General features: G+C 42.8%; 9 protein-coding genes. 6 read left to right on the plus strand and 3 right to left on the minus strand.

All coding sequences use genetic code 11. From position 1 onward, the window contains the following. Positions 1–31: 31 nt before the first annotated feature. A complete protein-coding gene (gene xseA, locus AC4GME_RS01600; protein ID WP_490376285.1) occupies positions 32–1360 on the minus strand; it encodes an exodeoxyribonuclease VII large subunit in 1329 nt (442 codons plus the stop codon). 198 nt (positions 1361–1558) lie between these two features. Between xseA and guaB the strand changes: the two genes are divergently transcribed. The 4 genes from guaB to AC4GME_RS01620 all read left to right on the plus strand — a co-directional run bounded on the left by guaB (position 1559) and on the right by AC4GME_RS01620 (position 6431). After that, positions 1559–3025 carry an IMP dehydrogenase gene (gene guaB, locus AC4GME_RS01605; protein WP_490376284.1) on the plus strand — a complete coding sequence of 489 codons (1467 nt, stop codon included), beginning with the start codon at positions 1559–1561 and terminating at the stop codon, positions 3023–3025. Between the two features lie 189 nt (positions 3026–3214). Then, entirely contained in the window at positions 3215–4792 is a 1578-nt protein-coding gene (gene guaA, locus AC4GME_RS01610; RefSeq protein ID WP_490376298.1) for a glutamine-hydrolyzing GMP synthase, read from the plus strand. Positions 4793–4901: 109 nt separating this feature from the next. Beyond that, positions 4902–5447 carry a 1,6-anhydro-N-acetylmuramyl-L-alanine amidase AmpD gene (gene ampD / locus AC4GME_RS01615; protein WP_490376283.1) on the plus strand — a complete coding sequence of 182 codons (546 nt, stop codon included), beginning with the start codon at positions 4902–4904 and terminating at the stop codon, positions 5445–5447. 363 nt (positions 5448–5810) lie between these two features. Next, complete coding sequence (locus AC4GME_RS01620) at positions 5811–6431, plus strand: histidine phosphatase family protein (RefSeq protein WP_490376282.1); 621 nt, start codon at positions 5811–5813, stop codon at positions 6429–6431. Between the two features lie 149 nt (positions 6432–6580). Here AC4GME_RS01620 and AC4GME_RS01625 read toward each other — a convergent pair whose 3' ends face one another. Both AC4GME_RS01625 and AC4GME_RS01630 read right to left on the minus strand, forming a co-directional pair. Then, positions 6581–7726 carry an HD-GYP domain-containing protein gene (locus tag AC4GME_RS01625; protein WP_490378933.1) on the minus strand — a complete coding sequence of 382 codons (1146 nt, stop codon included), beginning with the start codon at positions 7724–7726 and terminating at the stop codon, positions 6581–6583. A 197-nt stretch (positions 7727–7923) separates the two neighbouring features. Next, positions 7924–9471, minus strand: coding sequence for an OprD family outer membrane porin (locus tag AC4GME_RS01630; RefSeq protein ID WP_490378934.1), 1548 nt, complete (start codon positions 9469–9471; stop codon positions 7924–7926). Positions 9472–9751: 280 nt separating this feature from the next. Between AC4GME_RS01630 and AC4GME_RS01635 the strand changes: the two genes are divergently transcribed. Next, a complete protein-coding gene (locus AC4GME_RS01635; RefSeq protein ID WP_490376446.1) occupies positions 9752–11098 on the plus strand; it encodes an autotransporter outer membrane beta-barrel domain-containing protein in 1347 nt (448 codons plus the stop codon). A 32-nt stretch (positions 11099–11130) separates the two neighbouring features. Continuing rightward, the gene (locus AC4GME_RS01640) at positions 11131–14262 is read left to right on the plus strand and encodes a chondroitinase family polysaccharide lyase (RefSeq protein WP_490376445.1); all 3132 of its coding nucleotides are present in this window, start codon (positions 11131–11133) and stop codon (positions 14260–14262) included. Positions 14263–14331 lie beyond the last annotated feature (69 nt).

Here is a 14331-nt window from a genome sequence, read left to right on the forward strand (position 1 = left end):
TGAAGTCTCGCCTGCAATGTTCGCAGAGCAACTACAGTACCTGCGCTTTTATCTCACCCTTATCTAAGCGCACCGTTATTTTATCTCCCGCAGCTAAAGTGGATGCATCTGTGGTCACTTTGCCTTTCTGATCTTTTACAATCGCATAACCGCGCGCCAAGGTGGCGAGTGGGCTGACAGTATTTAACTGCGCAATATTACTCTGCAGGTCCATCTCGCTTTGCTTAAGTTTGTTTAACATAGCTGTTTGCAGGCGAGCCTTAAGTTGTGATTGTTTCTGCAGTTCAAGGTGAATGCTCTGCTCGGGGCTGAAATGCGATAACTTGCTTTGTAACTGTTGCTGCTTTTGAGTTTGTCTGCTCAGTGTTTGCTTCATTGCATGTGACAGGCGTAATGAAAGTTCATCGAGCTGCAGGCTTTGCTGTTGTAATTTATGTTTAGGATCTTGTTTGAGTAATTTTTCCTTTAATAAAGCATGTTGGTGTGATTTTAGCTGCAAGCGCGCGGACATTGCTTGTTTGAGACGATTCAATAATGTCTGTAATTGCGTTTCCACAAATACCTTGTTCTGACTGACAAGCTCTGCGGCTGCAGAAGGGGTGGCAGCACGTAGATCCGCCACAAAATCACTAATGGTGACATCAATTTCATGGCCAACAGCGCTGATAATAGGTAATTGGCTATTAAAAATAGCATAAGCAACAACTGCTTCATTAAAACACCAGAGATCTTCTAATGAACCGCCACCGCGGCCAATGATTAACAAATCACATTCATTACGTGCATTGGCCAGTTGAATTTGCGCGGCAACCGACTGCGCGCTGCCTGCACCTTGGACTTGGCTTGGGTAGATAATCACCTGCAAGCGCGGATCGCGACGTTTTAATATACTTAAAATATCGTGCAGTGCAGCACCTGTGGATGAGGTGATAATACCAATACGTTTGATAATTTGCGGCAAGGGTTTCTTATTACTTTCAGAAAACAGACCTTCAGCGGCCAGTTGGCACTTTAATGCTTCAAATTGCTGTTTTAATAAACCATCACCTTCGGGTGCCATGCTTTCAACAATCAGCTGGTAATCACCACGAGCTTCATAAAGGCTGAGTTTGCCGCGTACTAAAACCTGTTGCCCATGTTTTGGGGTAAAACCCGCACGTCGATTATTGCCCTTAAACATGGCGCAGCGTACTTGTGCGCTGTGATCTTTCAGGGTGAAATACCAGTGCCCGGAAACGGCAACGGTTAGGTTAGAAATCTCACCGGATAACCATATGACTCCAAGACCTGTTTCTAAAAGAGATTTTGCAGCGCGATTAAGGCTGCTGACACTATAGATATTCTTATTTTGTGAGTTCATTATCGTTTATCGCAATTTGTTAGCAGTGAAAATTGAGCTGAATCTTAGCATCTTCTGGTAAATGTTAAAAAGAGTTGCTAAACAAGTTAATTTTTAATTGTAGTTCGCTCACATAACGATTAAAATCCCAGCGCAATATCATACCCAAGAAATTTGGGTATACTGAAAAATCCTCCCAACTATAAGTGAGATATTGCAATGCTACGAATTGCCAAAGATGCGTTAACATTTGATGATGTATTATTAGTGCCAAGTCATTCGACTGTACTTCCAAATACTGCGGACTTAAAAACCCAACTAACTCCAACCATATCATTAAATATTCCAGTTGTTTCTGCAGCTATGGACACTGTGACTGAAGCGCGTTTTGCTATCGCTTTAGCGCAGGAAGGTGGTATCGGTTTTATCCATAAAAACATGTCTATTGAACTGCAGGCTGAACAAGTTCGTCTGGTTAAAATTCATGAAAGTGGTGTTGTTGCTAGCCCTGTTACTGTATCTCCTGACACTACTTTAGGTCAAATTAAACAACTAACAGTAAAACACGGTTTTGCTGGTTACCCGGTTGTTGAATCTACTGGCGAATTAGTGGGTATTATCACTGGCCGTGACGTTTTATTTGAAACAGATTTAGAAAAGCCCGTTTCGGCTGTTATGACAGGTAAAGCTGATCTTGTTACTGCTAAATCAAACACGCCGCGTGATGAAGTTGAAGCATTAATGCACGCACACCGCATTGAAAAAGTATTATTAACTGATGATAACTTTAAACTAAAAGGCATGATCACAGTTAAAGATTTCCGTAAAGCAGAGCGTAAACCAAACGCATGTAAAGATGAATTAGGTCGCTTACGTGTCGGTGCCGCTGTCGGTGCTGGAGCGGGTAATGAAGAGCGTATTGATGCATTAGTAGAAGCGGGTGTGGATGTTTTATTAATTGATTCTTCACACGGTCATTCTCAAGGTGTGTTAGATCGTATTAAAGCAACACGCAGTTCATACCCGGATCTGCAGATTGTCGGTGGTAATGTAGCAACGGGTGAAGGTGCTAAAGCACTCGTCGCTGCTGGTTGTAGCGCGGTTAAAGTTGGTATCGGCCCTGGTTCAATCTGTACTACCCGTATCGTTACCGGTGTTGGTGTTCCGCAGATTACTGCTATCTCTGATGCAGTTGCTGCCCTTGAAGGTACTGGTATTCCGGTTATCGCCGATGGCGGAATTCGTTTCTCAGGTGATATCGCTAAAGCATTAGCCGCAGGCGCATCATGTGTAATGATGGGCAGCATGTTCGCAGGAACGGAAGAGTCTCCTGGTGAAATTATCTTATTCCAGGGTCGTTCGTACAAATCTTACCGTGGTATGGGCTCGCTTGCCGCTATGTCATCGGGTTCATCTGATCGTTACTTCCAGTCTGATAATGCTGCGGACAAATTAGTACCTGAAGGTATTGAAGGCCGCGTTGCTTACAAAGGTAAAGTTAAAGAGATCGTTCATCAGCAGATGGGCGGCGTGCGTTCATCTATGGGCTTGACGGGTTGTGCAACAATCCACGAGATGAACACCAAAGCAATGTTTGTGAAAATTACCAGTGCAGGTATGGGCGAAAGCCATGTGCATGACGTTGCAATTACTAAGGAAGCACCTAACTACCGTTCTGGCAGTTAGTCGCCTTAATAACAATCCAGATGCAGGTTTCGTTCCTCACGCTCTGTATGGGAATGCTGCCTGCTAGCAGATTTAAATGAAATTTCTGCGCTTCTAAATTGTTAAAAGCTGCTGTTAATCAGGCGGCTGAATAATATTACGAAGACGGTTTTACCGTCTTCTATTCTTTATAAAAAGGATTAATCCATGATCAAGAACATTCATGAACAGCGAATTCTGATTTTAGATTTCGGCTCTCAATACACTCAATTAATCGCGCGTCGTATCCGTGAAATAGGTGTTTACTGTGAGCTTTGGAGCTGGGATGTTGATGAGCAAGACATTAAAGATTTTAACCCTAACGGTATTATTTTAGCGGGCGGCCCTGAAAGTGTAATTGCCGAAGGCTCTCCGCGTGCACCTGAATATGTGTTTAATGCGGGTGTACCTGTTTTAGGCATCTGTTACGGCATGCAGACCATGTCTGAGCAACTCGGTGGCGCTGTTATCAAAGGTGAGGGGGAAGGTGAATTTGGTTACGCACAAGTTGAAGTGCAAGCCGCTTCTAAATTCCTTCATGCAATTGAAGATGGTCTTGCTGAAAATGGCAATGCATTACTAGATGTGTGGATGAGCCACGGTGATAAAGTTTCTGCAATTCCTGACGACTTCATCACGATTGCCAATACTGAAACTTGCCAGTTTGCTGCTATTGCCAATGAAGAGAAGCGTTTTTACGGCGTACAGTTCCATCCTGAAGTAACACATACTCGCCAGGGCGAACGTATGTTACGTAACTTCGTGGTTGATATCTGCGGCTGTGAAACCTTGTGGACACCCGCTTCAATTATTGATGATGCGGTTGCACGTATGAAAGAGCAAGTCGGTGACGATGAAGTTATCTTAGGTCTTTCTGGTGGTGTTGATTCCTCTGTTGTTGCTATGTTACTGCAACGTGCCATTGGTGATAAACTGACTTGCGTGTTTGTTGATAACGGCTTACTGCGTTTAAACGAAGGTCAGCAAGTGATGGATATGTTTGGCGATCATTTCGGATTAAACATTATTCATGTTAATGCTGAGCATCGTTTCTTAGAGCAGATGGCAGGTGAAGCTGATCCGGAAGCGAAACGTAAGATTATCGGCCGTGTATTTGTTGAAATTTTTGATGAGGAATCGAAAAAATTAAATAATGCTAAATGGTTGGCACAAGGAACTATCTACCCTGATGTAATTGAATCAGCTGCTTCTAAAACGGGCAAAGCACATGTTATCAAATCTCACCATAATGTCGGCGGATTACCCGATGATATGGAGATGGGACTAGTTGAACCACTGCGTGAACTGTTTAAAGATGAAGTGCGTAAAATCGGCCTAGAGTTAGGCTTACCTTACGATATGCTGTACCGCCATCCGTTCCCTGGACCTGGCCTAGGTGTGCGTGTTCTTGGTGAAGTGAAAAAAGAGTACTGTGATCTACTGCGCCGTGCAGATGCAATCTTTATTGAAGAGTTACATAAAGCGGAGCTTTACCACAAAGTAAGCCAGGCATTTGTGGTCTTCCTGCCTGTACGCTCTGTTGGTGTAATGGGCGATTGTCGTAAATATGATTGGGTTGTTTCACTTCGTTGTGTTGAAACTATCGACTTTATGACCGCGCGCTGGTCACATCTTCCATATGATTTAATCGGTCATGTATCAAACCGTATTATCAATGAAATTGATGGTATCTCACGTGTTGTATACGATGTTTCAGGCAAACCACCTGCAACTATCGAGTGGGAATAACCGCGAGAAATTTATTCATTATTGAGAAAGGGCGCAATTAGCGCCTTTTTTTTCGCCTTGATTTTACGTTATGATAGCTTCACGTAATTTGTACCTGACAGGGCTGTGAGTGGTGATCAATAAATTAGGTTTTTACCAGGGTGCCAGACAAATTTTCTCTCCTTTTTTTAGTGAGCGACCGAGTGGTTGCGAGCTGAGTTTATTAGTTATTCATTGTATTAGTTTGCCTGAAGGTATTTACGGTGGTAAAGAGATTGAGCAACTGTTTAGCGGTTGTTTAGATTGTAATGCGCACCCCAGCTTTAGCGATTTAGCCGGTTTGCAAGTTTCTGCTCATTGCGTGATTCGTCGAGACGGTACAGTTGAGCAATATGTCCCTTTTGCAAAACGAGCCTGGCATGCGGGGTTATCATCATTTAACGGCGTCGACGCCTGCAATGATTATTCGATTGGCATTGAGCTCGAAGGTACGGATAAATCGGCCTATACAGAGGCGCAGTATCAAGCGCTTGCTAAATTAACGCTGGAGATTAAGCAACGCTATCCTGCGATTACAGCGGATCGCATAACCGGGCATAGTAATATTTCCCCGGGACGAAAAAATGATCCCGGCGATTTGTTTGATTGGCCCTATTATTTAGGTTTATTAGAGTAACAAAGCTCGCTTCTCTATCATTTCTATGCTCTTTTTATCGGATATTTTCATGCTGATTGTTAATGTTCAGCTTACGGATAAGCGCTAGTATCGTAGACACTTTGTTGATTTGCAATATGCTGTTTTTCGAACTTAATTGCTACCGGAGTTTATTTATAAAATGAAGGTGATTCGCATTAAAAGTAGCATTTAGAAAGTAGCTATATTTTTTAAAAACTTCTCTTTTTATAGGCTGTTAATAGAGTCATGCCGGCTGATATCCTGTATAATTTAGCCTTATTGTTTAGATTAAAGATAGCCTGTCGGTAATGCTTTTAATCTTTAGTCTGTTTTAATTTTAACGTCATTCTATAAGGTTATTTTATGACAACTCTCTATTTTATGCGCCACGCTGAAAGTGAAGCGAACCTAGCTGATATATTGGCATCACAACTTGATTTCCCTTTAACTGAAAAAGGAAAAAAAGATGCGGAGCAAATCGCTAAGGAGTTACAAGAATTCCAGCAAATAGACCATATCATTACGTCTCCTCTTCTTCGTGCAAAACAAACTGCAGCCCCTTTTGAAGAACTATTTAATTTACAAGCGATAACGGATAATCGAGTTATTGAACAAGATCTTGGCAAATATGCAGGTAAAACATATGCCGAGTTAGATGATGAACCTGACTATTGTCACGACAGAAGTTTACGATGGAAGTGGGTACCTGAAGGAGAGGGGGAATCTTACGAAATGATTGCCAATCGTCTGCAGCCTTTCTTTGATATGGTTTTTGATGAAAAACATGAGCATATTCTAATCATTACCCATGCAGTGACACTGCGTATGATCAAGTCAATTTTACTTAATACTCTGCCTGATTATCCTAAAGATATCGCACATAATGGTGAGATTTGGCAGGTTGAATTAAGCAAAAAAGGCGATGTTCACAAAATTCAATCTCATTTTTATGGTGAAAGTAAATTCGCCGACAGTAGAGCTTAAAGTCATATCTAAGCACTTGATGAAATCTTGTGCTTTACTAATTTACTTGATTACCCTCAAAAAAGCCCTCTCTAGGTATACGAAACTTTGAGGGATAACCCGTATAGTTTAGATTATCGTAGAGTCAAATATAGGAGCATGTAAATCAATCAGTCCCAAAGAGTTTCAATTGTATCCAGTAATATTTCATATTCGTTCAGCATCTCTTCTTTAACGATTGTATGGTTATCCTCTTGTGTATTCCTGAGTATTGGTTGTAGGTATATATCATTTTCCGGAGATAGCAAAGCATACACTTCGCTGCTCTGTGCTTGACTTCCCGCAGTATAAACCACTGCAATTTCATTATTTTCCAGTCGCACCAAAGAACCCGGAGGATAACGACCCATTTCATCAATAAAACATTCGACCAAGCTGCTATCTAACTCTTTGCCGCGCATCTCATACAACTCAGTTAACACCTGTTTTCCTGATTTTTCGCTACGGAATGCAGTCGGATGCACCATTGCCGAATAAATATCAGCTATGGCTATAATTCTTGCTCCGAGTGATATCTGTGCTCCTGCTAGACCGTCTGGATAACCAGAGCCATCAAGTCTTTCATGATGATGTCTCACTATTTCTAACCATTGGGAATCATCAACATCCAGTTGCTGTAATATTTCTTCAGTTTTTATCGGGTGTTGTTTAATTTTATCCCATTGAAATTCAGTTAACTGCTCAGTTTGATTGTTGAGCGTTTCTTGCTCGGCAATTATCCCCAGATCATGGGTTAAAGCCGCCGCGACAATAACCAGTCTTTCTGCCTGTCCCAATCCAATGCTCTTGCCGATAATTTCACAGCTTAGTGCGACATGTAACGCATGAATTAAGCCATAATGGTTTTCCAAATCCAGCTGCAATGAGGCTAATAGAGGATCATGTTGCGTTTTTACTTGTAATTGAATTTCTAGCCCGATGCTAAGAATACAGTGAACAAAATCAGGTAACTTCGTATGCTGGTTCTGCAGGAATAAAAAATAGAGTTCACTAAGCCAGGCATTTTTTTTATTAAAAGCACTGCCTGGGCTGCATCTTTTATAGTAGGGGTACTGTTTAATTTTATCAGTTGACTGTCGGCAAGGTATAGTATCAATATTGCAAATCACCCCATGATTTAACATGAATTTTTTCTGACGTTCAGTTGTGATCAACTTATGTTTTTTCAGTAACAACTTGCCAGTAATATTGTAAACTGAGTATTGAAGCACGCGACCCAACTCAACATCCGATTTTTCCACATGGCGGTATTTCATTTTATTTATCTTTCCATAAATATTGGCACAATAAATTATCTAGCTATGTCACTTCATAAATAAAGGTATACCTAATAGTTTGTTAAATCTACTCATTATTAATGGGCCAATATAATTAACTTGAGCTAAGTCCATAAACATGCCTGACTACTGCGACTCTTATTGTTAAAGAGCCGCAGTAGAGTTAGCTGTAAGTCTTATTTAAGGCTAAACATATAGGCTACGATAAATTTGGTGGCTGTTTTATCCGCTTTTGTGCTGATATCACCTGGTTGAAGCTGACCTAGCGTCTCATCCGGACGATAGAATGCCTGTTTCAGGTTAAATACAAATCCTTTAAGCATGCCGGATTTAGGTTCATAGCTGAAGGTGATTGCATGTTCATATTCTTTACCATATTCGATATCACCTGAAGTTTTATTCTTAACCGGAGCCTTACCCCAGTGATAGCGGTACTGAATATTCATATCTCGAAGATCGAAATGACGGAAATCATATTTGACACCCAGCACCATAGCTTCTTCACCATCACGTCTGAAACCGTGATAATTACCACTGGTTGCCTGGTTTAAATAGCCTTTCGCTTTACCGAAGCCATAGCTGAATGCACCGTTACCACTGCCATTTTCACGAGGGGCATTTGTTTTGCTGAACGCGTAAAGGAACTGCATCGCATCATATTTTAGTATAAATTCATACTCGATGAAGGACGCATATTCATCGAATGCCGCAATCTCTTTTTCGACATCGATATCCCATAAATCCCCGGCTTTATGGTTATAGTAATATTGTGCCTGCATAAACAGCTTAGTTTGAGGATTTATCTTGAGGTTGTAATAAGCCGCAGCATGGGAGCGGCGAAGATAATCTTTGGCTTCACCGTAAGCGATTTGATAACCCCCTTGATCACTGAATTTCTTGCGCAAACGCATAGTGTAGAGATAATCATAGTTAAGCGGATCCGGCTCATAGTAATTCGCATTACCTCTGAGATCCTGCATTTTATCTTCATTACCGGACATAAAACCGATCACATAAGCACCGTCAATAATGTAACCATTATAACTGTGCTGGGCCGTAATACCGCGGTAACTGGATAATAGCGCATCATCATCGGTTGCCGTTGTGATCATACCGGTATTATAAAAACCGTCACCAATTTTCATAAAGCCACGATTTTGCTTATTTTTACCCCAATCAAGTTTTATATTTGCAACTGGTACTTTTCCGTATGGTGAAGATTCATTACATTTATATTGTCCTTTGTAGGGCTCTCCACCAGACCAAAAACAGTCCTCACTTATAAATATTTTTTCGCCCCCATTCCAGTTGTGTACATCGCCCGGGTAAGAGGCACCCAGTTTAAACATATAGCTATAACCCAAATTAAAATTGATATTTACCGGGCTGTTAAACAACGGGGTTTTGCCTGAGCGAAAAAATAAACCGACTGATTGCCCCCACTCATATTGACGATCCATGCCATCAATATCATTAGTATTATCTTTAAAATACTTTTCTGTTGTCTTACCGTGGTTGAGTAGCACCATTGTAAATTTCGAGCCACTACTTAATTCGCCGTAGGTTTCTCCGAGACTGGAGGCGGCCGTGTCGAAGGCTTCTCCCATACCGTTTGCTGCAGCTCCATTTGAAAAAGCAAGCAGACTTGCAACCATTACGGGAAAAATAATCTTTCCACCATGGCGTGCATTATGTATCTGTTTTTCTAACATTTTATTAATCATCCCCATTTATCCTTGTAAGCAAGCTACAACCCAGTGCCATTCGACAGCAAAATTCTTAAACTATGGCTATTATACTTAATTTTTCGTTTGCTTTCGTTATTCCCGTCACGAAAATAAAAATAAATTTAATAGCGAAAAACAAAATGTAGATCACTTAAAAAGAAAGTAAGTGTAAGTATAATGAAAAAATTATCGTAAGGTTGTTTGCTGATTCAAAATTTCATAGAGAAAGCCCGAACTCAACGAACAAGCAGATTAGTTATTAGATGAGGTAAGAATAATGGCAATAAACCATGTCCGTTACAAGGCACACCGAACTGTACTGTCGGTCGCAGTTACCCTTGGCTTGTTATGTAGTGCAACTGGCTCGATGGCACAAGATATGCCCCTTTTGTTTTTAGGGGCAGATAATGCATCTGTTTCGAGTCCATTGCAATCTTCACCGGCCCAACGAAGCGCAACTGATAGTGCGGCTGAGAGAGCCGCCAGTGGCGGTGCAGATTCAACTGAAACATATGTGATAAAGCGTTTGGAAGAACAGGCAATTGCAGACGGCAATACAGAATTACTGGCTTTACTTGCATCTGCACCATCTGATGAAGCTAGCGCGCAATTAGCGGGTGAGTTAACCCCGGATCGCAGTGGCGCTAATGTGTACGGTGCAATTCTTGCGCAGGATCAATTTACTCAGGCAATTAAAAAACGTACTTCTGACTATTTGCTTGGTGATTCAGCCCGTTCATCACTGTGGGTGACTTATCTCGGTTCTGATAATAGATCCTTTATTAATAGTGAAGGCACCAATCGCTACGATGGTTTTGATTCGACCAGCTCTGGATTCGCGATTGGTTATGACAAAATTCTGTCCAACGAGTTCTTGATGGGGATCGCTTTTAGCCAGCAAAAAGTTGATGCCAGCGGTCGTCTCTATAACAACAGGACGGAGATCGAGTCTTACCAGGCTTCATTATATGCGATTAAGGGGTGGAATAATTTTTACCTGACCGGTCGTGGTGTGGTTGGCTGGAATGCGAATACGACATCACGTCAGATCGGGGAAAGTTCCGGTTATGATGGAAACACTGATGCCACAGCACGTTTTAACAGCCAGAACTTATCGCTGCAGTTGGAGTTGACACATGCCTTTTATTGGCAAAATTTCTCACTATCACCTTTAGTATCAGCAAATTATACCTATGTGAGAACAGAAGATTACTCTGAAAATTATGTGCGCGAATACAATAATAACGGCGTGTTAGTGAAAGATTCCGGTTCACCGGCAGCTTTGGCTTATGATCAGCAAAATTATGATGAACTTAATTTAGGCGCTGGATTCGAAACGGCTTACAGCCTTGATACTAAAGTCGGTGTATTTCAAACCCGCTTAGGTGTAAATGCTAATTTTGAAGTTTTAGATACTAACCTGACCACAACAGCTCGCCTAGCAAGTGGCGGCGACAGTTTTACCGTGGGGGTCAATAACGGCGAGGATGTTAGTTATGAAACCTATTTGGATTTAGCTTGGGAAACCAATGGCAGCTTCACATGGAATCTCGGCGTGCAGCGCACATGGGATGATAGCAGTGAAAATGATATGTTTTACGGCAAGGCCATTTACTCATTTTAAGTCGTGTTTTTTTTATTAATGGATTTAACGAAATGAAAACATCTAACGTTATCGACACAGTCGTTGTTATTAATATGCTGCTTCTCTGTGCATTATTGACCGTAGGTTGTAGTGATAAAGGCAGTTCCGCAGCAAAATATGACACTCATTCATACCAGCAGCCTGGCGGGAAAATCTATCTTTTTGAGCAGGGTATGCCTGATACTATCGCAGCCTCGCTCAATAGCAGATCTTCTCTGGCAACTCAATACAGAAAAGACGGCACTCATAGTCTGGCCTGGGAATATCAGCCGGAATCTACCCTTACATTCACTCAGCCTGTGGGTTACAAGCCATTTGTTGCGAATGAAAAAGATCAGTCACAAAGTACGTTTTCCGGCTGGATATATAACAGTCAGCCTCAGAAACAAAAACTGAAGTTTGTTTTTGGTACCGATAACACTGAGCAAGCCTGGTTTGATATTAACCTTGACTTTACCGGCTGGCGTCAACTGCTTATACCATTTAAAGATATGCAGGGCATTGCTGTTGAAGGAATGAACTTCTTTCAGGTTCAGGCTCCCCCTTCAATTAAGGCGGGTACCTTCTATTTTGATCAGCTGATGCTGAGTATTCCGGTTGATCCGCGCTGGCCGACCCGAGACGAAGTGGTTCCCTATGTCAATTTGGCGTCTGACACCGCTCCAAACCGCCATTGGCTGGCCCTGTATCGATATAATCAGTTTTTACAGGATCCTAATCGCAGTTATCAGGATCAGCAGATAGAAAGCAGTGCGATAAAAGCGATTAAGACTCAGCTTGATGATTTAGTTATGGTCAATCAGCAGCAAGCTGATTTAACTGCTATTGCTAAAACCTATGCAAGTTATGAACTTAAGCAGCAGGGTGATGTGATCACTGGTAAAGCGCTGTTAAATAAAAATAGACTCAAAGTCTTCCTTGATAAAGGGGTGAATAAAGGGCTGCTGGATCAGCAAGCGTTCGATACTCTCTTTGATGGGGTAACATTGCGTAGTTATGGCGAGTTTATGTTAAAGCTGGCAATTGCGATGCAGCAAACACCTGCTGATGCGCATAAACAAGAGCTGGCTGATATGTATCTGAAGCTGACTCGTTATGCTCTGGATCAGGGGTATACCTCCGGCAGTGGCTTAGGGACTGCGCACCATATGGGATATAGCGTTCGTGCCTTGTCCCGGGCTCATTTCATTAGCCGGGATCTGCTCGAAGAAAACGAGCTGCTGGCTGATGTGAGTGACATGATGGCGTGGTTTTCTGCAACCGGCCGGATTTATCGCCCGCAATCGGAAATGACCAACTTTAATGCTGATGTAATGAATACCCAGCTACGCGGCATGCTGTACAGTATCCTGTTACAACCGGATGAAGAGAAACAGGCTGCATGGCTCAAGCAGTTCAGTTTCTGGCTGTCCAAATCGGTTACCACTTCGCACGGCCTGGGCGGTGGTTTTAAACCCGATGGTTCAATTTTTCACCATGCACAGCATTATCCTGCTTATGCGAAGGGGGCCGTAAAAGGCTTAACGCCAGTAGTTGAAGTACTGGCTCACTCGCCTTATGCGGTTTCTCCGTCGGCCCATCAGCTAATTAAACAGGCTGTGGCAATGACAGAGGTGTACAGCAATGATCGCCTGACCCTGATGTCGCTTGCAGGGCGTCATCCGGATGGAAAGCAGGAAATTGATTTATCGCCATTCCAGCATATGGCAATGGCTGGTTCTCCCGATGGTAAGCAGGCGATTGATACAGATATGGCTGCCAGTTACCTTCGCTTGATGCCGAAACTTGATAAGTTTGGTCGTTTTTTACAGAAAAATGGCTTTAAGGCGGAAGCGTCACCAAGCGGAAACTGGGCGATGAACTTTGCCAATCTGTCCATTCAACGTCGTGATGGTTGGGTTGCTGCAGCGCGTGGTTTCAGCCGTTATTTAGTGGGTAATGAAAGCTATGCCAATGCTAACCGTTATGGCCGTTATATCAATTATGGCCAGTTAGAAATCATGAAAGAAGACGGCAGTCAGCGTGCTTTCAGTCATGATGGCTGGAATTGGAATCGCTGGCCGGGTACAACTGCGCTGCAGTTACCTTTCGAGCAGTTGCAGGCAAAGCTGAGAAATGTCGATGCCTTCAGTGGCTTAGAAGAGATGCTGATGTCTGCGCAGAGCTATTCCGGCGCGTTAAGTGATGGCGGAAACGGCATGTTTGCGATCAAGCTGCAGGGGCATTCTAAATACGATGCCAGCTTTGCAGCTAATAAATCGGTGTTCTTCTTTGATAATCGAATTATCGCGTTAGGCTCCGGCATTAAAACGCAAGATGGCCGTTATCCGACGCAGACGACTCTGTTCCAGCATGCGCTTCGTTCCGATACAGATCAGGCTTTATTAAACGGCACTGTGCTGCTTAATGGTGAGAACCTGACGGTAACTGAAAAGCGCAAGATTAATATGCTGCTTGATCCGGATAACAACGCCTATTTTGTTCCCGGAGATGCTGTGCTGCAGTTGTCAGCTGGCCAACAAAGCTCACTCAATCAGAAAAACAGCAACGCGACATCGGGGCAGTTTGTTACTGCGGTGATTGATCACGGTAAAGCGCCGCAAGCCGGCCGCTATGAATATGCTGTTTTAGTTGATAGTAATGCGCAACAGGCTGAAAAGTATGCTCAGCAATTGGCATCGGATCAACTGCGCCCTTACCGGGTGGAGAAATTTGATAATCAAGCCCACATTGTCTGGGATCGTGCCAGCAACAGCAAAGCCTACGCATTTTTTGAGCCGACGCAGCTGAGCAAGGATGCGCTGATTCAAGAGATCGATGTGCCGCTTATGGTGATGACACAGCAAGAGAATACTCAGCTGTCAATGGTAATTGTCAACCCTGATCTTAATCTCTATCAGGGCAAAGATCTGAGCCAGTATGATGATAATGGGGGGCAGAAAGAGGTCAGTATTTACTCACGTAAATGGAAGGATAATCCGTCTCAGCCAGTGGTTAGCACACTTATCCTGCAGGGTAAGTGGCAAGCCCGCACGCAATTACCAGAGGGAACCACGCTTAAGGTGCAAAGTAATGGCAGCACCTTGCTTAAAGTAACCACGGTACGAGCAGAGAGCGTTGCGCTTGAACTGATCCGGGCTTGATAACTGAACGATTGGGCCGCTTATCCGCGGCCCGTTATATTAAGAAGAAGTCGGTTAATAAAACCTTAA

This window comes from Psychromonas sp. (assembly GCF_983033635.1).